General features: G+C 47.0%; 17 protein-coding genes. 11 read left to right on the forward strand and 6 right to left on the reverse strand.

Going from position 1 to position 18889, the window contains the following annotated elements:
- Positions 1–15 precede the first annotated feature (15 nt).
- Positions 16–411 carry a hypothetical protein gene (locus ACJJI5_RS03720; protein ID WP_108734714.1) on the forward strand — a complete coding sequence of 132 codons (396 nt, stop codon included), beginning with the start codon at positions 16–18 and terminating at the stop codon, positions 409–411.
- 57 nt (positions 412–468) lie between these two features.
- Here the strand turns inward: ACJJI5_RS03720 and ACJJI5_RS03725 are convergent, their stop codons facing one another.
- On the reverse strand, positions 469–1383 hold the full coding sequence (locus ACJJI5_RS03725) for a LysR family transcriptional regulator (protein WP_445355538.1): 915 nt from the start codon (positions 1381–1383) through the stop codon (positions 469–471).
- Between the two features lie 117 nt (positions 1384–1500).
- Here ACJJI5_RS03725 and ACJJI5_RS03730 point away from each other — a divergent pair, with 117 nt between their 5' ends.
- Positions 1501–2223 carry an SDR family oxidoreductase gene (locus ACJJI5_RS03730; protein WP_445355539.1) on the forward strand — a complete coding sequence of 241 codons (723 nt, stop codon included), beginning with the start codon at positions 1501–1503 and terminating at the stop codon, positions 2221–2223.
- A gap of 611 nt (positions 2224–2834) precedes the next feature.
- Here the strand turns inward: ACJJI5_RS03730 and mmsB are convergent.
- A complete protein-coding gene (gene mmsB, locus ACJJI5_RS03735; protein ID WP_445355540.1) occupies positions 2835–3728 on the reverse strand; it encodes a 3-hydroxyisobutyrate dehydrogenase in 894 nt (297 codons plus the stop codon).
- Positions 3729–3746: 18 nt separating this feature from the next.
- Positions 3747–5258: a CoA-acylating methylmalonate-semialdehyde dehydrogenase gene (locus tag ACJJI5_RS03740; protein WP_445355541.1), complete on the reverse strand. Its 1512-nt coding sequence runs from the start codon at positions 5256–5258 to the stop codon at positions 3747–3749.
- 317 nt (positions 5259–5575) lie between these two features.
- Between ACJJI5_RS03740 and ACJJI5_RS03745 the strand changes: the two genes are divergently transcribed.
- Both ACJJI5_RS03745 and ACJJI5_RS03750 read left to right on the forward strand, forming a co-directional pair.
- Positions 5576–6628, forward strand: coding sequence for a hypothetical protein (locus ACJJI5_RS03745; protein WP_445355542.1), 1053 nt, complete (start codon positions 5576–5578; stop codon positions 6626–6628).
- Between the two features lie 175 nt (positions 6629–6803).
- Positions 6804–7028 carry a DUF7661 family protein gene (locus ACJJI5_RS03750; protein WP_445355543.1) on the forward strand — a complete coding sequence of 75 codons (225 nt, stop codon included), beginning with the start codon at positions 6804–6806 and terminating at the stop codon, positions 7026–7028.
- A 211-nt stretch (positions 7029–7239) separates the two neighbouring features.
- On the opposite strand, the gene ACJJI5_RS03755 is transcribed toward ACJJI5_RS03750, so the two are convergent.
- The gene (locus ACJJI5_RS03755) at positions 7240–7842 is read right to left on the reverse strand and encodes a GNAT family N-acetyltransferase (RefSeq protein WP_445355544.1); all 603 of its coding nucleotides are present in this window, start codon (positions 7840–7842) and stop codon (positions 7240–7242) included.
- Between the two features lie 461 nt (positions 7843–8303).
- Between ACJJI5_RS03755 and ACJJI5_RS03760 the strand changes: the two genes are divergently transcribed.
- A complete protein-coding gene (locus ACJJI5_RS03760; protein WP_445356300.1) occupies positions 8304–9779 on the forward strand; it encodes a DEAD/DEAH box helicase in 1476 nt (491 codons plus the stop codon).
- Between the two features lie 126 nt (positions 9780–9905).
- Here the strand turns inward: ACJJI5_RS03760 and ACJJI5_RS03765 are convergent, their stop codons facing one another.
- On the reverse strand, positions 9906–11207 hold the full coding sequence (locus ACJJI5_RS03765) for an amidohydrolase (protein WP_445355545.1): 1302 nt from the start codon (positions 11205–11207) through the stop codon (positions 9906–9908).
- Positions 11208–12060: 853 nt separating this feature from the next.
- On the opposite strand from ACJJI5_RS03765, the gene ACJJI5_RS03770 reads away from it, so the two are divergent.
- From ACJJI5_RS03770 to ACJJI5_RS03780, 3 genes are read left to right on the forward strand one after another with little or no spacing between them, the layout of a single operon-like run.
- Positions 12061–14418: an efflux RND transporter permease subunit gene (locus ACJJI5_RS03770; RefSeq protein ID WP_445355546.1), complete on the forward strand. Its 2358-nt coding sequence runs from the start codon at positions 12061–12063 to the stop codon at positions 14416–14418.
- Entirely contained in the window at positions 14399–15214 is an 816-nt protein-coding gene (locus tag ACJJI5_RS03775) for an outer membrane lipoprotein-sorting protein (protein ID WP_445355547.1), read from the forward strand. Before ACJJI5_RS03770 ends, ACJJI5_RS03775 begins: the two co-directional genes overlap by 20 nt.
- Before the next feature lie 11 nt (positions 15215–15225).
- A complete protein-coding gene (locus ACJJI5_RS03780; protein WP_445355548.1) occupies positions 15226–16410 on the forward strand; it encodes a hypothetical protein in 1185 nt (394 codons plus the stop codon).
- A gap of 69 nt (positions 16411–16479) precedes the next feature.
- On the opposite strand, the gene ACJJI5_RS03785 is transcribed toward ACJJI5_RS03780, so the two are convergent.
- Complete coding sequence (locus tag ACJJI5_RS03785; protein WP_445355549.1) at positions 16480–17073, reverse strand: TetR/AcrR family transcriptional regulator; 594 nt, start codon at positions 17071–17073, stop codon at positions 16480–16482.
- A gap of 340 nt (positions 17074–17413) precedes the next feature.
- On the opposite strand from ACJJI5_RS03785, the gene ACJJI5_RS03790 reads away from it, so the two are divergent.
- The 3 genes from ACJJI5_RS03790 (at position 17414) to ACJJI5_RS03800 (ending at position 18720) form a co-directional block, all read left to right on the forward strand.
- Positions 17414–17710, forward strand: a complete 297-nt coding sequence (locus tag ACJJI5_RS03790) for a hypothetical protein (RefSeq protein WP_413663518.1) — start codon at positions 17414–17416, stop codon at positions 17708–17710.
- A gap of 60 nt (positions 17711–17770) precedes the next feature.
- The gene (locus tag ACJJI5_RS03795) at positions 17771–18082 is read left to right on the forward strand and encodes a cupin domain-containing protein (protein ID WP_444911629.1); all 312 of its coding nucleotides are present in this window, start codon (positions 17771–17773) and stop codon (positions 18080–18082) included.
- A 329-nt stretch (positions 18083–18411) separates the two neighbouring features.
- Positions 18412–18720, forward strand: a complete 309-nt coding sequence (locus ACJJI5_RS03800; protein ID WP_444918362.1) for a DUF1272 domain-containing protein — start codon at positions 18412–18414, stop codon at positions 18718–18720.
- Positions 18721–18889: the final 169 nt, after the last annotated feature.

Genomic DNA, 18889 nt, shown 5'->3' on the forward strand with positions numbered 1-18889 from the left:
GTGTGAGTAGAACTGATGTGCCGCTGGTTATTGTTCATTTCCTTATTGAGTTTGGAAGCCTTTGCGCAGGAAATAGAACCATTTACTACTGATGGTTGTAGCGCATTTCCCGATGGAACTTTTGATCAACAGGAGTTGTGGCTCGACTGCTGTATTGCCCATGATTATGCCTACTGGAAAGGGGGCACATACGATGAACGCGAGCAGGCGGATAAAGATCTGGAAGTCTGTGTAGCTGGAACCGGGGAAGAAGAAGTTGCACTAATGATGTTACTTGGAGTTCGGGTTGGCGGTACGCCTTTTTTACCCACCCCATTTCGCTGGGGGTATGGCTGGCCCTATTTGCGTGGTTACAAGGCTTTGTCACCGGTGGAATTACAGGCAATTAAAAAATCAGAAGGTGAACTTTGACGGTAATTAGGAAAAGCTAGTCACAGAGACAAATTGTTCGCGTTTATTTGAGGTACTTTATTCAATAGGACTAACAGTTAAAGCCTGTAAATAAATATCTGCAAAACCCTCCTTGAGCCACTGCATCAAATTGCGCACCCGTAATAATTGGTGGCGTAGGGGCGGGCATACCATCGAGAGCTCGGTAGACTCAGACCAGCCGGGCAGAATTTCAACCAGGCGTCCACTGGCAATATCTGCCTGGACATAGATATCTGCCAGCCGGGTAATTCCAAGTCCCTCAATTGCAGCGCGGTGCATTACCCTTCCGCTAATCAATTTAGTGCTGTTTTCAACTTGCACAACCTGTTGGTTCTTACCTCGTGTCAGCAGCCATTGATCCACACTGCCGGAAATTAGCGGTACAGATGCTAAGTCAGCAGGTTTTTCTATAGGCCCATATTCTTGAAGGAACTTTGGGCTGGCTACGTATCGGGTTTTGATAGTGTGAAGTTTACGCACGATTAGAGAGGAGTCCGGCAAGCTGCCCATACGAATAACCAAATCGTACTGGTCTTGAATCAAATCTACTCGGGTGCTGGAAAAGTCTAGATGAACTCTAACTCCTGGATTGGCCTGCTGAAACTTGATCACCAGCGGAGCAATTAAGCTCTCTCCGATAACGCCACCAACAGCGTTGATGCGGATGTTTCCCTCCAGTCCTCCCTTTGATTCACTGGCCCACTCGGCGGCTGAATCCAACTGCTGCATCGCTTGCTTGCAACGCAAATAGTAACCCTCACCAATCTCGGTAAGACGCAGTTGTCTTGTCGTGCGGTAGAGAAGCTGTATATCCAGGGTTGTTTCCAGCTCTGTGACCAGTTGGCTCAAATTGGCCTTGGAAAAGCCGCTGTCCCGCGCTGCAGCGGTGAAGCTTCCGGCATCGGCCACCTGAATAAATGCACGAATAGCGCGCCATGAGATATTGTTCATAAAAACCAAACAATGTTTTCCGATTGGTTGGGCTAATCATATTAGTCGGAATTCCTATACTGGGTCTACTTAAACAAAACTATCCGCCGGGATAACTCATTGAAGGAGAGAGAGCCCATGTCCAAACCACTCGTTGTTATTACAGGAGCCAGTTCAGGTATTGGTGCTGCCATTGCCCAACATATGTCTGCTGGCGGGCATCCTTTATTATTGTTGGCAAGGCGTGTGGACAAACTGGAAGCTTTAAATCTGCCAAATACTCTTTGCAGGAAAGTGGATGTGACTGATATGGCAGCCTTGCGTGGGGCAATTCGTGAGGCTGAGACTCAGTTCGGTCCGGTTGACTGTCTGATTAACAATGCCGGCAAAATGTTACTGGGCAATATTGAAACCCAGAACCCCGATGAGTGGCGGCAAATGTTCGATGTGAATGTATTGGCCTTGCTTAACGGTATGCAGGCAGTTTTGGAAGATATGAAAACTCGCCATTCCGGGACCATTATCAATATCAGTTCTATTGCTGGAGTAAAAACATTTATCAATCATGCTGCGTACTGTGGTACCAAATATGCTGTCTCTGCTATTGGTGAAACCGTGCGCGAGGAAGTGGCGCCTACCGGGGTACGTGTAATGACCATATGCCCCGGCGCGGTGGAAACAGAGCTGCTAAGCCACACTACCTCAGCAGAAATTATTGAGGCCTATCAACAATGGAAAGAATCTATTGGTGGTGCAATTAATGCAGAGGATATTGCTCGCACAGCAATGTTCATGTACTCCCAGCCCCAGCATGTAAATATTCGCGAGGTTCAAATTGCAGCAACAGGGCAGGGACAGTAATTCTGATTTTGTACCGCCCAAGTACTAATCGTTTTTCCAAGTAATATTTCTTTTGCTAATATTTCCAACCTAATCCAGCTAATCGGATCTGGCTTAGGTTGGAATGAATTGTAAAAGATATGGAGATACCAGCGCGAATAACGATTTTATTTGCCCGTCTTATTTTATGTTCCTCTGTGTTTGCACGAAAAAATACTGATAAGTAGGAGTGTAGCGTAGGGAAAGCGGCAGAATCAGTGATGTCTAGTATCGTCAAGTTTGGCAAAAAACCATTATGGATGGTGACAGAGAAGGCGTCCATGATGGGCGTAAATCAGGGTAGAGTACAATTGGTGCTGCTCTCATCAATACTCTGGAAGCTGATGTTATCGTAGTATTCCTTATTAATCAGGGTGGCTATGCAACCAACTTGTTTAGGGGTAAAGGAAACCCTGAAGAACTGACGATTCCCAGTAATGCTGGACGCAAACAAAAGTTCTACTTTGCTATAGAGTGGGATCAAGTGCGTGAAATCCGAATTCTCGGTAAAGTCATGCAACCATAGCTAGTAACTGGCGCTGGAGAGAAGTGGAGTTGCGGCTGGGGTTGTGGATACCCAGCCTGCTACGCAGCTAATCCACTTCTTGAAATAGCTTTTGAATAGATGAGAAGTCCAAATCACTACCTCCGCGCAAATTGAGAATTCCATAGAGATTGCGCGCCATTGAGCCGAGAGGCGTATAGCTCTTACTCTGAGTGGCGGCTTCCTGAGCTAACCCCAGGTCCTTACACATAAGTCTTACCATAAAACCACCGCTATAGTTTTTACTCGCTGGAACTTCGGGCATTACTCCGGGATAGGGATTGTAATTTTGTAGGGACCAGTTGGCTCCTGAACTTTTTAACATAATGTCGGAGAGCACATTGGGGTCGAGTCCATTATCTATTCCCATTTGCAGGGCTTCAGCGGTACCAATCATATGAATAGCCAGCAGCATATTGTTACAAATCTTTGCTGTTTGGCCAGCTCCCGCTGCTCCGGCATAGAAAATATTGCTACCCATTGGCTCTAGAACTTCCCGGGCCCTGTCGACATCACCGGCCTCTCCCCCACACATAAAACTCAAAGTTCCTTTGCTAGCACCCGCTACTCCCCCGGAAACAGGGGCTTCAATGGCTTGCAGGCCTTTGATTCTGGCTTCACGAATAAGGCGCTTAGAACTGTTGGAAGAAATAGTGGAGCAGTCGATAATCAAACAGTCGCGAGAAATACTGTCGAGCAGTTTATCGGTATCAATATACAGGCACTCAACCGCTGCGCTATTAGGCAGCATGCTTACCACAAAATCTGCTTCCTCAACGGACTCTTGGGGAGAGGAACACTTTTTGATACCGCTTTCTACAGCGGTATCCAGTATTTCAGTGACCGGATCAAATCCTTTAACTTCAAAGCCCGCCTTGACCAGGTTGGTGGCCATAGGCAGTCCCATATGGCCCAACCCTAAAAATGCGACTGTTTTAGTCATGCTGCTCTCCGGTTAACATTATTTGAGCTGTATGGTTAAGTTGGTGTGCTCTGCATGCTCTATATCACTGTCAAACCAGCGTGCCGTAACAGTTTTGGTTTCGGTATAAAACCGTACAGCTTGTTTTCCATAAGCGTGTTGGTCACCATAAAATGACGCTCGCCAGCCGGTAAAGCTAAAGAAAGGTAACGGCACTGGAATAGGCATGTTAATACCGACTTGTCCCACTAATATTTCGTGTTGGAACTTACGTGCGGCAGCGCCACTAGCCGTAAATATTGAGGTGCCATTGCCATAGGGGCAGTTATTGATTAATTGGATTGCGTCTTCCAGGGAGTCGGCATTTACCAGGCAAAGTACGGGACCAAAAATCTCGTCGGTATAGATCGACATGTCCGAGGTAACATCGGCAAATAGGGTGGGACCAACCCAGTTCCCATTGGGAAACCCTTCGACAGTAATTTCAGAGCCATCTAACACACAGCGGGCGCCTTCCTTTTTGCCCTGGGCGATATACCCAAGCACCCTCTCACGGGCAGCGGGTGATATTAGTGGACCGAAGCCCGCTTGCGTATCCTTCCAATGACCGGGCTTGATAGCTGACATAGCGTCTTTAATGTCGTCTACCCATTGTTGTGTCTCTCCAACAAGTACAGCGACGGAAATCGCCATGCAGCGTTGCCCGGCAGCTCCGATGGATGATCCAACAATATTATTAATAGCCGCAGCCTTATTGGCATCGGGCATTACGACCATATGATTTTTAGCACCGGCAAAAGCTTGAACACGTTTTAGGTGCTGGGTACCCGTCTGGTAAATATGCCGCCCCACGGGGACTGAACCAACGAATGAAATGGCCTGAATGTCGGGATGTGTTAGAAGAAAATCCACCTGCTCCCTGCCGCCATGTACTACCTGTAAAACACCTGCTGGAGCCCCCGCTTCAGCAAATAATTCGGCCAGTTTGCAAGGCGTGACAGGGTCCTGTTCAGAAGGTTTCAGAATAAAAGTATTCCCACAGGCAATCGCAATTGGAAACATCCACAGTGGAATCATTGCGGGGAAATTAAATGGTGTGATCCCCGCACAAACTCCAATAGGTTGTAGATAGGAGTAACAGTCGATGGTGTTGGCAACATTCTCTACGGTTTCACCCATCATTAGTGAAGCGATATTGGCTGCATGCTCAACAACCTCAATACCGCGCCAGACGTCCCCTTTGGCATCCTCAAAAGTTTTACCTGTTTCCTCACTGAGGATTTCAGCCAGCAGTTCCTGATTTTCTTTCAGAAGCGCCTGGTACCTCAACATAATCCGTGCTCTTGCGGTAACCGGCGTATTTCGCCATTGATCAAATGTTTCTTTGGCGGAAATTACTGCATTCTCCAGCTCAATCTTGGTAGACAATGGCGCCTGTGTAAGAACATCGCCGGTAGCGGGGTTGGTTACATCCAGCCACTCAGTACTTTTGGACTGAATCCACTCACCACCAATCAATATTGGTAACTTGGAAGGAATATTCTTATTCATGTTAATTAAAGCGCCGAGAGGAGGGAATTTTATCCAACAGTTTAGGTGTTTATTCGCGATTAAAGAGGAATATCACGCTGCTTTTATGACTATCCACTTTTATTGAGTAGAAGGTTGATTGACCAAAAAATTAAAATAAATGTATTTGATTATCTTTGTAGAATAGATCGCAAATAATTAATACCCATAAGAAATGAAAAAATAATCTTGCACTGTACGGCTAGTATCTTGTGGCTGGCAATTCGGCTTTGGATTAATGCTCAGCTTAAACGTTGTTGTCGTAATGTAACTACTGAAGAGTAAAAGAGGATTATTCAATGTATTTTATGATAAAAAGAATACTGACTGTAATCGGATTAATGATATCTCCCATATTTGTTGGTGCTACCACTCTAAGTGACTTAAGTGCACATGAGCCTAGCTCTGATGAAACCTGGGCTGAGCAATGGTTCTATAACATTGCAATTCCCGATGTGGGATATTTCAAAGTTAGCTTACAAACCTATATTGCACCTGACTTTGCAGTTGCCAAGCCTAAAGCCTATATCCATTTAGCTTTTTCTTCAGAGACCGGAGCTACCACGAAGTATGATCTCTTTTTTGATGAATTGATCTTGAAGCACCCTGAAGGTATTGATGAGTTCTACTATGAAGTACCGGGAGTAGTTGTGGCCGATGAGCAGGGTGTACAGGTCTTACACCCAGATTTCCTGTTCAATATGGAGTGGGCTGGTGAACACCACCATTACTGGCATGGGTTAAACCCCGGTCAAACCCCTTTTGGATTTATTCCTGAGATACCTGGGGTAGGAGGAAAGTGGTTCCTATATACGGTCGGTACCCCAGTCAATTACAGTTATTTTGATGGTTCTATGTCTCTAGCCGGTGCTGGCTATGCGCAATTGGATAAGGGCTGGTATGACAAAGAATCCAGTGCCGGTATGATCTATTCAATGGGGCTAACAGATGACCTCTACTATATGATTACCGGAGCTAAACTGGGTGACTCAGAGATTGAAATGTGGGCGGGGCGATATGTTTCTGAAGAGTATGATCTGATTTTTTTACCGGCTTTTAATGGTTTCTCTGTTAAGCGGGAAGCAGATGCCTGTTCAGGTTATCTACAAGTTGAACTTAACAAAATTTCATACAAGTTAGTTGTCGAAGCAAAAGCAGACATTGCCAGCTTTTATCCACTGGAGTTTCCCTCTGTAATTATTTTTGGTGGTGAGCAGAGTTATATGAAATCCATGCAGGCAGATGTCAACTTCTATCTGTATCAATTTGGACAGCTGAAGGAGCAAGTTCAAATGCCTCAGGCCTTGCTCGAATTTAGTGGGCCATTGGCGTGTGATGATTTTTTTGACTAAAGAAGAGTGGTATAAAAGAAGAAATTATTGGGTTTGCAGGAGTTATATTAACTCCTGCAAATACTTTATTGTATCTGATGGAGAGTATATTGTATCCATGCAAAGAAAATAGGTTTGTGAAATTTGTGTGAGCAATTGCAAAGCCTTGAGGCATTTTAGTTGTACATAGTTCTTTATGAAAAAGCTTAAATTCAATGTTTTTGGTAGGGAAGTCTTGATCGAAAGGCAGTCGAATAGCTGGGCCACATTCTATCAGGGCAATGAAGGTAAGCGTCGCAGTGCTGGGATATCAATGCCTTCAGAAATTAGTGAGAAAGATTTAGCCCAATACTTGGCAGATATCTGCCAAGAATGGGCAAGTGAGCGGTACCCTGCTGTGGAGCGTATAAATACAAAATAAGTATATAAAAATTTGGCGGGCGGTGGTGATCCAAATTTTCTTGAGGTCGTATTATAAAAGACCAATAACTGTAAGAAATTTGAGGTCGCCAAGGCTGTATTAGGAAAACGATGTACAGTTAAGTAGAAAATAGGTGAAGCAAGTACCAAGGGCACCTGCTTCATATAGATAAATAAATATAAATATGGACTTAAATTCTTAAATTACTCACTTACTCCAAATTTATTCGGGAAACTTCCTCTTTGTGACTAAAGCCATTAGTCTCAAGATTAATTTTCAATTCTAGTGTATAGGTGAGCAGGGTATAGTCTTTGGCATCGGCTTTACAGGTAAAGCCCATGGATTTTGCGAAACTGTCCACTCGTCTATTTTGTGCTGACTCAATCGAATAGATTCGTTCAAGCCCCTGATCCTGAGCGCAGTTGATGAGTCGCTTTAACATTAAGCGTCCCAAACCTAACCCCTGCCAGTCATCGCTCACCACAACGGCACACTCACAAGCGCGTCCGTCAACGTCAAGTGCGTAGTGTGCTATAGCAACGGCTCTCTGTGCTCTGTCGCTACTGCAGAGTGCAATAAAAGCTTCATGTACATGGTGGTCGTTATCTGTGAGTAACTCCAATAGCTTTTGGCTGGCTTTACAGCTTCCGCCAATAAAGCGATCGCGGCGAGTTTCTGGAGACAACTGTTCAATTAGTTCTTTCTCAAGCTGGCCATCACTGCGACAGATGGGGCGTATTGAGACTTTGCGTCCATTGCCGAGGGTGATCAGCTCAACTTGGTGTTCAGTATTCACACTGTTGTTGGGTGACATAACGGTTCCTATCCTGGCTGCTTTGAGCAGCTTTGTTTTACAAGTTCGCAACGGGATGGGGTACCTCAAAGATAGACGCTCGCGCTGCGAACGTGAAACTATGTTACGGTCCTGAAGACGACCTCCCCAACAACTGCTCTGTATAAATCTATAAAGGAAAGGAGTTTGGCTGGGTGAAACTATACAGTCAGCCTTTGTGTGGTATAGTACCGCCGCTGATTTTACTCAGCTGCGTCATTTGTAGGCCGGTGATCCGCCGGTAGCCCCTCCGGAACTTTTCAAAAATTCTTCCAGGAAATTTCTACTGAATGCCGCGCGCCGGTTACGAGGACTGGCGATTAGACGGCTGTACACGCTGGGAGCAATATAGGCTCCCGATGTCGACTCCGATTTCTCTCTTCATTCCCTCAGGGGGAGTGAGTGTGTTTGATTGCGCCTGCGGCGCAGTTCGAGGTTTTTTTATGTTGTTTGAAGATCTGGGCCTTGCCCAGGAGATTGCCCGTGCCGTTGCTGAGCAGGGATACACTGCGCCTACGCCAATCCAGGCACAAGCTATTCCAGCGGTAATGAAGGGCAGCGATATTATGGCCGCAGCCCAAACTGGTACCGGTAAGACGGCTGGCTTCACTTTGCCGCTGTTGCATCGTCTTAGCCAGGGGGAGCGCGCTAGAAAAGGGCAAGTACGCGCACTGGTACTCACTCCAACCCGTGAATTGGCGGCTCAGGTTTTCGATAATGTGCAGGGGTACAGCCAGTACCTGCCTATGCGCCATGCGGTGGTGTTTGGTGGTGTGAAGATCAACCCCCAGATTTCTCGTCTGCGAGGCGGAGCGGATATTTTGGTAGCTACCCCTGGGCGCTTGCTGGATCTGCACAATCAAGGGGCAATTCGCTTCGATCGCTTAGAAGCCCTGGTACTTGATGAAGCAGACCGCATGCTAGATATGGGCTTCATTCACGATATCAAACGAGTATTGAGGATTTTACCGGCTAAGCGCCAGAACCTTCTATTCTCCGCAACTTTTTCACCAGATATTCGTCAGCTGGCGAAAGGCTTGGTAAAAGATCCGCTAGAAATTGATGTCAGTCCACGCAACTCCACTACTAAAACGGTGCGACAGAAACTCCATCCTGTGGATAAAGCTCGAAAAACGAAACTGCTTAGTCATTTGATTAGGGAGAATAACTGGCACCAAGCCTTGGTCTTTAGTCGAACTAAACATGGTGCCAACAGGCTGGTGAAGCAGCTCGAAGGTGACGGCATCCTGGCAGCAGCCATTCATGGTAATAAAAGTCAAAATGCACGAACTCGTGCCCTGGCGGACTTTAAGGCTGGCAAGGTTCAGATTCTTGTGGCGACTGATATCGCGGCCCGAGGCATCGACATTGACCAACTGCCCCAGGTAGTAAATTTTGATTTGCCCAATGTGCCTGAGGACTATGTCCACCGTATTGGCCGTACAGGGCGTGCGGGCGCTCAGGGGCAAGCGGTATCTCTTGTTAGCGCTGATGAGATTAAGCAGCTTCGCGATATTGAGCGCTTGATCGGCAAGCCAATTCCGCGCGAGGAAATCGAAGAGTTTGAACCGGACCACCAGGTGCCCGCATCCGGAAATCCAAAGCGGGGTGGGTTGCAAAAGCCCGGCTCCAGCAAGCGCCCAGCGGGTAACTCTCAGAAGAGTGAAGGGCGGCGTGAAGCGCGCGGCAATAGCGAGGAACGTCGGGGCAACCGCGGCAATGGACGCGGTAAGCCTGAGGGGCGTGGAAATTCTAGCAGCCGCAGCGGTAACGCCTCTGCGGGTAAAGGGGCCCCAGCCAAGCGCGCGGGCGGTAACGGTAAAGGGCGCGGTGCTGAGGCTGGTCGCAGTGATGGACAGAAACCACAACGAGCTCCGAGACGGCGTCCTACTACTAGAGGGCGCTCTGAAAGTGCCTAGTATTTTGCTGGACTCTTAATGCCGATAATAAGGTATTCACCTGCGAAGGTGTTGTAATCTTTAATATCGAGTTATAAGAGTGACAAGCATCTAAAAAAGAGCCTCAAAATGAGGCTCTTTTTACAATTACTGTTTTTTATAGTTCGCCATATAATCCAAAGTTAACAGAGTCAGCGCTTCAGTACCCTTGCGCAAAGCGTCCTCATCCACATAGAAAAGCGGTGAGTGGTTGCTTGGAGCTTGGCTGGCATCCTGATCCCTAGGAGTTACTCCCAGGAAGTAGAAAAAGCCAGGGACCTCATTGGCGTAGTAGGAAAAATCTTCTGCCCCCGTGATTTTGGGTACTTCTACAACATTCTTGTCGCCGACAGCAGATCTCAGAATAGGCAGGGCCATTTCTGTCAGCTCGGCATTATTTATTGTTACCGGATAGCCCTCCAGAATCTCCACAGCTGCGCTTGCCCCGGAGCTTTCAGCAATTAACTCCGCAGTGGTTTTTAAGCGTTTGAAAATTTCTGCACGGTTATCCATATCAAAATTACGGATGGTGCCATTCAGATAGACACTATCGGGAATGATATTGTTGCGGACACCACCGTCAATACGTCCGAAGGAAACGACTGCGGGCTCTTTGGTGATGTCGATCTGGCGGCTGACAATGGCTTGGGTGCCCATTACGACCTGTGCCGCGGCGACAATAGGGTCCACTCCACCCCAGGGGCGTGAGCCATGGGTTTGGCGGCCATTGATGGTAATACGGAATTCATCGGCAGCGGCCATAAGCGGGCCCGAGCGATAGCCGATGACGCCGGTGGGTAGTGATGAAGTGACATGCTGGCCAAAGGCCACATCCGGCTTGTACTTCTTGAAGATCCCTTCTTTGAGCATCAACTCCGCGCCACCTTCTTCATTGTCCGGTGCGCCTTCTTCTGCGGGCTGGAATATAAACAAGACGTTTCCAGCCAGCTCATCGCGAAGGCCTGCCAGGACCTCAGCAGTGCCCATCAGCATGGCCACATGGGTATCGTGGCCACAGGCATGCATAACGCCAACATCTTTACCTTGGTAAGTGGTTCTCGCTTTGGAAGCGAAGGGCACATCGGTTCTCTCGGTGACTGGCAGAGCGTCCATGTCCGCGCGCAAGGCAACAGTTGGTCCCGGTTTTCCGCCCCTCAAAAAGCCCACAAGGCCGGTATGGGCGATACCGGTTTCCACTTCAAGGCCCAGTGCACGTAAGTGTTTTTCAATATATTTGGCTGTTTCAAATTCGCGATTGCCCAGTTCTGGGTTCTGGTGCAGGTGGCGGCGCCACTCAATCACTTTGGACTCAGTATTTTCCAGCAATTGCTGAGGCTTAGGGTCGCTTGCAGAAGCATGGGTAGCTAGCAGCGATGCACCGATTGCGATGGGCAGGAGCAGTTTTTTCACAGCACAATTCCTTCATTCTCATTATCGTCGCCCGATTCTACCCCAGATTTTGCGTAACCGACTCCCTCGAGCTGGCTTGCCTTTATATATTTTCAGTTTCCGCTGTTGACATGATGAACCGAACGGTTCAAGATGTTCTGTATAGATTGTGGAAAGAGCTATAACCACAGAACAATGATGGCTGCAGGAGGTTCTCAAGGTTTTCACGAGACTGGGTGATACAGAAAGTGATACTGGTTGGTCATAGGTTGGGCAAGCTGTTGTACTGCTGTTTTAGTGGGCACAATAGAGTGCCCAGAAGTAGCTACGGTGTCCAAGGCTATTGGTATTGCTGACCAATCACTTTGGGCCTAAATACGTGATTAAAGTAATGGTTGGAAACAATTAGAGATGTTTAACTTGTCGAGCCCCCTAATTATTTCTTAAAGGATAATTAACGAGTTAATTTATAGTGATAATAATAGGCAGGTTACTAATATATCTGTATGTATCAGGCATATATTAATAATTATTATATTTATTGTTAGATTTACGATATTTTAAATTAGGTATTCTCTTAACTCTACGGCTCTCTTGTGGTCGCCCCTGTGTTGGAGAAAGGTAAGCTTTGCCTGATTATTGGCTACCATTAATTACAAAGAAGTGGTTTTAATAACGCCTAAAGCGATAACTCTTTATTGATGTCTCGGCCACATTTACGGTTTGGCTGATGGCATTAGTGTGCCTTTTTATCAAATTTTGTAGCTGATCTTATATTGGCTATTACGAGATTCTGTGGCCGTAAGTAAATACCCATTTGCTTAGGTTGTTGATTAATTATTTCTCTATTAAGTTGTTTGAAGGAGCTGATTTAATGTCATCCCCCCAATTACCTTCGAATTGGGTCAGCCGTTATGCGGATTGGCTTATTCGATATCGATGGCTGGTAGCCATTGGCGCACTACTGTTAGCCTTCTTTGCGGTAAGCGGAGCAAGATTCCTGGGTTTCAACAATGACTACCGGGCATTCTTTAGTGAAGCTAATCCTCAACTACAAGCTTATGAGCAAATCCAGCGCACTTACACCAAGAATGACAATATTCTGTTTGCGGTAGTGCCTAAAGATGGCAATGCCTTTTCCAATGATGCCCTGGCAGCTGTAGAGGAGATGACCGAGAATTCCTGGTTGTTACCCTATGCGCTGCGGGTGGATTCAATCACCAACTTCCAGCACACCATTGCCGAGGAAGATGACCTCCTGGTACAGGACTTGGTGGAAAATGCCAGCAATTTAGATGCAAAAACCCTGGCCTCTATCAAGGCTGTAGCGCTGGCAGATCCCACCTTGAAGGAGCGCCTGGTAAATAGTGATGGTTCCGTTACAGGGATAAATATCACCTTCCAGCTTCCACAAAAATCCATGCATGAAACCCCGGAAGCGGCTGAAGCTGCACAGGCATTGATGGAAGAGATTGAGGCAAAATACGATGTAGAGGTCTATGCGACCGGTATTATTTTACTGAGTAATGCATTTTTTGAAGCCTCTCAGTCAGATATGAGCACCTTAGTTCCGCTCATGTACCTGGTGATTATTGCAGTTGTATTTTTGTTGGTGCGGAGCTTCAGTGCGACTTTTGCAGCGCTGCTGGTTATCGTTTTCTCCATGGCCGCAGGAATGGGTTTGGCCGGTTTTATAGGTGTTAAATTGACACCGCCCTCCGCTTCTGCGCCCACCATTATTATGACTCTCGCAGTGGCGGATTCGATACATATATTGGTGAGCCTGTTTGCTGCAATGCGCCGTGGACTCAGCAAGCACGATGCAATTAAAGAGAGCTTGCAGCTCAACATGGGGCCTGTGTTCTTAACTTCGATCACTACCGCCATTGGCTTCCTGTCGATGAACTTTTCCGATGCGCCTCCTTTCCACGATCTGGGTAATATTACCGCGATGGGTGTGATGGTGGCTTTCTTCTTATCGGTTACCTTACTGCCTGCATTGATGGCGATACTGCCAGCCAAGAGTCGCGCCAGTGAGTCCAAAATTGGACGCTCCATGGATACTCTGGGAGATTTTGTGATTCGCCGTCAGCGCCCGATATTACTCGCGGGAGTCATTGTCTCGTTGGGATTACTGGCAATGATTCCAAACAATGAGATTAATGATGACTTTGTTGGTTACTTTGATGAATCTGTGGAGTTCCGAACCGATTCAGATTATATCAATGACAACCTCTCTGGTATTTACCAGCTGATTTACTCGATCGAATCCGGTGGCAACAATGGTGTTAGCAATCCGGAATTTCTTGTCAATCTGGAGCGTTTCACTGAGTGGATGCAGGCCCAGCCCGGGGTGCGCCATGTCAATACCATTGGCGATACTTTCAAGCGCTTGAACAAAAATCTGCATGCTGACGATCCGGCTTACTACAGGTTGCCAGAAGACCAGGAATTGGCAGCCCAGTATTTATTACTGTACGAGCTGTCTCTCCCCTATGGCTTGGATTTAAATAATCAGCTGAATGTGGCTAAGTCGTCGACGCAGATTATTGTAACTCTCGATAATCTCAAGTCGAAAGAACTCAAAGTGGTAGCTGATGCCGGCAGTAATTGGCTGGAGAAAAACATTGGTGTAACTGCCTATGGTGTAGGTCCGGCGATCATGTTTGCCAATATTGCCGAGCGCAATATGGAGGGCATGTTGGTGGGCACTCTGGTTGCGCTGGTGTTAATTTCTGCACTGATTGGTATTGCCCTGCGCAGTGTTAAACTCGGTTTCTTAAGCTTAATTCCCAATTTGTTGCCGGCCGGCCTGGCATTTGGCCTCTGGGGTGCACTGGTAGCTGAAGTCAATGTGGCTGTCACTATGGTGACCGGTATGGCACTGGGTATTGTGGTAGATGACACAGTGCACTTCCTCAGTAAATACCTGCGCCAGCGCCGTGCAGGCTACAACGTGGAGGACGGACTGCGTTACGCCTTCTCTTCAGTGGGTGTAGCGATAGTTGTGACCTCAATCATTCTAATTGCCGGATTTATGGTGTTGGCCCAGTCCTCCTTCGGTATGAATTCCTCCATGGCACTTCTGACCGCAATTTGCATTTTGATGGCCTTGCTGGCGGATTTCCTACTTCTTCCGATTCTCTTGATGAAGCTCGATGCCAAGGCATACGACCCTGCTATTACCTCTATTGAAAATAAGGAGCAAAACTATGCAACCCAGCCGCTCTAAAAAACAGTTTTTGACACGGGCCCTAGCAGGTGCCCTGGCTCTGGCAGCTTTATCTGTTTCTGCCAGTGAACTGGATCTGTCCGCAGAAAAAGGTCTGGAAATTGCCAAGGAGGCGGACCGCCGCGACTTGGGATTCGGCGATCTCAGCAACAGCCTTACAATGACCCTGCGTAATAAATATGGTGAGGAGAGTGTGCGGGCTATGCGCACCAAAACTCTGGAGCAGGAAAATGACGGAGATAAATCCCTGGTGATTTTTGACAACCCTCGGGATGTAAAGGGCACAGCATTTTTGTCCTTTACTCATAAAGTGGGCTCCGATGACCAGTGGCTCTATTTGCCTGCCTTAAAGCGAGTAAAGCGTATTTCCTCCAGCAACAAGTCTGGACCATTTATGGGTAGTGAATTCTCCTATGAAGATATCGCCTCACAGGAGGTGGAGAAGTACACCTACAAATATTTGCGCAACGAGTCTTTCGATGGCCGCGATCACTTTGTTCTGGAGTTGGATCCGGTTGATCCTAAATCTGGTTATTCCATTCAACACCTTTGGGTTGATACAGAGGAGTACCGCGCATGGAGAACGGATTACTATGACCGAAAAGGGGACCTGATGAAGACCCTCACGATTTCCGACTACAACCAGTACGCCGATCAATACTGGCGAGCCAATAAAATGGAAATGGTTAATCACCAGACTGGTAAATCCACAGAGTTGTTGTACGGCGACTGGGTATTTGGCAATGGTTTTACCGATCGCGACTTCACCAAAAATAGTCTCTCCAGGGCGAAATAGGGATTGCGCCCATGGTTAACCGAAAAATACTCACTTTGTTGCCACTATTGGCGGCGTTGAATCATACGGCTGGAGCAAATGAGTTGAGCGGTTATGCGGGCCTGGAGGCCCGCGCATTCACCGCAGACCCTTTGGATTCAGCACAAAGTGATGCCGGTCTTTCTGCGTCTTTAAATCTCGAGTACTACCGGGATTTTGACGATGGAAACCAGCGTGTTGTGGCCAATGTCTTTGGGCGCTGGGACAGTGAGGATAACGATCGCAATCACGCGGATCTCGGCGAGCTTTACTGGTGGAAAGCTTACGATAATTTCGAGCTTTACGCTGGGGTGCGCAAAGTATTTTGGGGAGTTACTGAAACCGTGCATTTGGTGGATGTGATTAACCAGGATGATGCATTGGAAAATATCGACGGTGAAGACAAGCTGGGCCAACCCATGATAAACCTCCTGATGGAGCGTGACTGGGGAACACTGGAAGTGTACGGTTTACTGGGTTTTCGCGAGCGTCAGTTTGTTGGCCGGGAAGGGCGATTGCGTGCGCCGCTGCCGGTGGATGAGGATGCTGCGGTCTATCAATCTGACCGGGAGGAGAAGCATATAGATTGGGCCTTGCGTTACAGCCATGTACTTGGAGATTGGGACCTGGGCCTCAGCCATTTTTCCGGCACTAATCGGGATCCATTATTATTGCTTACGGAAGATGGCTTGCTTGCGCCTTACTATGCACAGATCGATCAGACGGGTGTGGACATCCAAACTACCCGTGGAGATTGGTTGTGGAAGTTTGAAGCTATTTCATTTAAACCTCGCGGTGAAGGTCGCCAGACAGCGGCTGTCGGCGGTTTCGAATATACATTTTATGGTATTGGCGAAACGGTCTCAGATCTTGGGGTATTAATGGAGTATCAATTTGATGATCGTACCGGACCTTGGTCTACGGCCAGTCAAAATGACATTGCAATAGGTGCGCGATACGCCCTAAATAATACACAGGATACGGAGCTTTTATTTGCCGTAAGTACCGATTTGGATAACGGTAGTCGTTTTTCCAATCTGGAACTGACCCACCGACTAAATGACCGTTGGTTAATGGAAGCGGAAGCGCGTTTTTTCGGTAATGCCGATGAAGAAGATCCTACCTACAATTTGCGCAACGACGACTATTTTCAGTTGGAATTACGTCGCTATTTTTAAAAGTTAATTCTCACAGGAATACCCCTATTCCCACCCCAAAGAGGCAAGAAGTTTTGGGGTGGGCTTTTTTTAGGGAAGTGTATACTGGTCCAGAATTGTGGATAGCTGTTGGTAACTGTTTTTGCCTGCTGTGGTACTGCCCGTGCCTTTATTCAGGGCCACTACGCCTCGGCTTACCGCCATAACCATCGCGGCGAGGGCGGCACAATCGACACCGGCTTGCAATTGGCCATCGTCAATAGCCTTCTGCATACGGGTTTCGATCCGGTTCAGCATATCATTGGTACCCTTTGCTACCAGATCAGCGAGAAATCCTTCACTGGCACCCACCTCCATTGCTGCCATAGTAGCGATACAGCCTTCAGGAGTTTCAGAGTTCTCCATACCAGACTGAAGCATTTCCAGGAAGCCGCCCATGGCTGTGCGAAAGTCCGGGTGGTTCAAGGTATCCATAGCATCGCAGGCGTATTGGGTGTGGAAATGTTCCAGACAGCGGCCATACAGCCCTTCCTTGCTTTGGAAGGTGTTGTAGATACTGGATTTATTCAGTCCCATGGCCGATTCAAGATCCGACAAGGAAGTTGCTTTGTAGCCTTTTTCCCAGAAAACGCGCATGGCCTTGTCTAGTACTTGTGACTCATCGAACTGCTTGCGCCCACTCATTTATCGTTACCAAACCTCAAAAAAATGATAGTGACACATCAATCTGGGGTGGGCAAGACGAGAGGGGGAGAGTCTCGAAATTATAGGGGTAAATAGGTTTTGGCATGAATAATCCAGCGGATTTTCCGCTTCATGAATAGGTGGTCAGCTTATTTTGTACAAAGGCCTGGTGCTGACTAATGGGCCCCTTTTAACTGGGTACTCTTAAGTGACCAGCTCGTCTTAACCTTTGATTGTTGTTGCCCCGAGGTGGAGTCAGGGCTACCTGCTTGCGGTTCCTAAAAATAGATATTTAACCTATGATTTCGGCCGCGAATGAATAGAGAAGGAATAGGAAATTATGGGTATTTTTGATAAAGCCAAGGAACTCGGTGAAAGGGTCAATGAGTCCGTAACCGCTTTTAGCAGTGATGAAGTAATAGCCAATACAGTTATCAAAGCGGTTGAGAAGCAGGAGAAGGTGAATGCCATTCTCAAAGCCAGGGGATGCAATTATCGTGTTGCGGACATCGATCTGGGGATGGGCATTCCACCAACGGTGACTTTTGGGGTGAGGCGAGTTGATGAGCTGGCAGAAAAAAAGGCTGATGAAAATGGTGTTATGACTTCCCCTGCGCCTGAAGAATCCGCCTTATAGTTACCGACTCTCTAAATGATGGTTCCGGAAACTTTATAAAGCGATATTGGAATAAACATTATGAAAATAGTGCGTAGCAGAGATTTTACCGGTAGTAAGCCCTGGGAATCGCAACTTATCGCAAATATGAACGGGATTACCACTAAACTGCATTGGACTAATAAACCTTATATTTGGCATATCAATGATGGCCAGGAAGTCTTCGCTGTTCTCGATGGTCATGTAGAAATGTTTTACAAAGTGGCAGGTAGAACCGAATCGGAACTTCTTGGACCTGGTGATATATTCCACGCTTCTGAGGGCACGGAACATGTAGCTCATCCTGTTGGTGAGGCTCGTATTCTGGTTGTGGAATCTGAGGGAAGTGTCTAAGTGGGTTTTCCTTTCTTAGAAATTAATTAATGTGGTTATCTTATCAAGAGATAGTCATCAATTTGATGGATTGGGTAAGCATTTTGCAATGTTGATTTTGTAACAGTTGAGCATGTCGGAATTTGTCGATTTACTGTCATTTTAATACCACTATTGGAGAGAGTAAGTCGTTAATATAAAAAGCTATTTAATCTTCCATATATAAAGCTTATACAGATTTTATGTAGTCATTTTTTGTTGGGATAACTTCCTTTGTGTAGGGAGGTTGAGCGAGAAATTAAGACTAATAAACTTCAAAAAATTATTTAGCGAACAAGGAGGGAACTGGGATGCTGGAGTTAAGGCCGAACTGTGAGAATTGCGATAAAGATCTACCGCCAAACTCGGAAGAGGCGATGATTTGTACTTACGAATGTACTTTCTGCCAGCCCTGCGTCGAGACATTACTCAGTAACGTCTGCCCTAACTGTGGCGGTAATTTTTGCCCCCGCCCCATTCGACCCCAGGTTGCATGGCGTAGCGGTGTGGGTATTAGCTATCAACCAGCCTCACAGAAGCGAGTCAATACTCGATTTAGTAAAGATGAAATCTGCTCGTTTACCGATAGCGTGAAAAATATCCCCCCCGCTGATCGCTAAAATAAAGTGACTGAAAGTTGCAGTTTGGTTTTCTGTTGCGAGGTTTACCGAGCTTATCTGGGTCATGCATGGGGTTATGCGGTTTCTTTATAGGGTGAGTTGTCCTCTGTAGTAAGCTTTGGGGCTGGCAATATTTTGTCTGACGCCTTAAGTTATATCGCCTTTTTTA

The organism is Microbulbifer maximicatervae (SeqCode), assembly GCF_052467955.1.

What these genes read in the sequence shown, in the direction of transcription:
- ACJJI5_RS03795 (WP_444911629.1), top strand. Translation starts at nt 17,771, where the DNA reads ATGAAAATAGTGCGTAGCAGAGATTTTACCGGTAGTAAGCCCTGGGAA.
- ACJJI5_RS03775 (WP_445355547.1), top strand. Translation starts at nt 14,399, where the DNA reads ATGCAACCCAGCCGCTCTAAAAAACAGTTTTTGACACGGGCCCTAGCA.
- ACJJI5_RS03770 (WP_445355546.1), top strand. Translation starts at nt 12,061, where the DNA reads ATGTCATCCCCCCAATTACCTTCGAATTGGGTCAGCCGTTATGCGGAT.
- ACJJI5_RS03785 (WP_445355549.1), bottom strand. Translation starts at nt 17,073, where the DNA reads ATGAGTGGGCGCAAGCAGTTCGATGAGTCACAAGTACTAGACAAGGCC.
- ACJJI5_RS03780 (WP_445355548.1), top strand. Translation starts at nt 15,226, where the DNA reads ATGGTTAACCGAAAAATACTCACTTTGTTGCCACTATTGGCGGCGTTG.
- ACJJI5_RS03760 (WP_445356300.1), top strand. Translation starts at nt 8,304, where the DNA reads ATGTTGTTTGAAGATCTGGGCCTTGCCCAGGAGATTGCCCGTGCCGTT.
- ACJJI5_RS03725 (WP_445355538.1), bottom strand. Translation starts at nt 1,383, where the DNA reads ATGAACAATATCTCATGGCGCGCTATTCGTGCATTTATTCAGGTGGCC.
- ACJJI5_RS03755 (WP_445355544.1), bottom strand. Translation starts at nt 7,842, where the DNA reads ATGTCACCCAACAACAGTGTGAATACTGAACACCAAGTTGAGCTGATC.
- ACJJI5_RS03800 (WP_444918362.1), top strand. Translation starts at nt 18,412, where the DNA reads ATGCTGGAGTTAAGGCCGAACTGTGAGAATTGCGATAAAGATCTACCG.
- ACJJI5_RS03745 (WP_445355542.1), top strand. Translation starts at nt 5,576, where the DNA reads ATGTATTTTATGATAAAAAGAATACTGACTGTAATCGGATTAATGATA.
- mmsB (WP_445355540.1), bottom strand. Translation starts at nt 3,728, where the DNA reads ATGACTAAAACAGTCGCATTTTTAGGGTTGGGCCATATGGGACTGCCT.
- ACJJI5_RS03730 (WP_445355539.1), top strand. Translation starts at nt 1,501, where the DNA reads ATGTCCAAACCACTCGTTGTTATTACAGGAGCCAGTTCAGGTATTGGT.
- ACJJI5_RS03720 (WP_108734714.1), top strand. Translation starts at nt 16, where the DNA reads ATGTGCCGCTGGTTATTGTTCATTTCCTTATTGAGTTTGGAAGCCTTT.
- ACJJI5_RS03750 (WP_445355543.1), top strand. Translation starts at nt 6,804, where the DNA reads ATGAAAAAGCTTAAATTCAATGTTTTTGGTAGGGAAGTCTTGATCGAA.
- ACJJI5_RS03740 (WP_445355541.1), bottom strand. Translation starts at nt 5,258, where the DNA reads ATGAATAAGAATATTCCTTCCAAGTTACCAATATTGATTGGTGGTGAG.
- ACJJI5_RS03790 (WP_413663518.1), top strand. Translation starts at nt 17,414, where the DNA reads ATGGGTATTTTTGATAAAGCCAAGGAACTCGGTGAAAGGGTCAATGAG.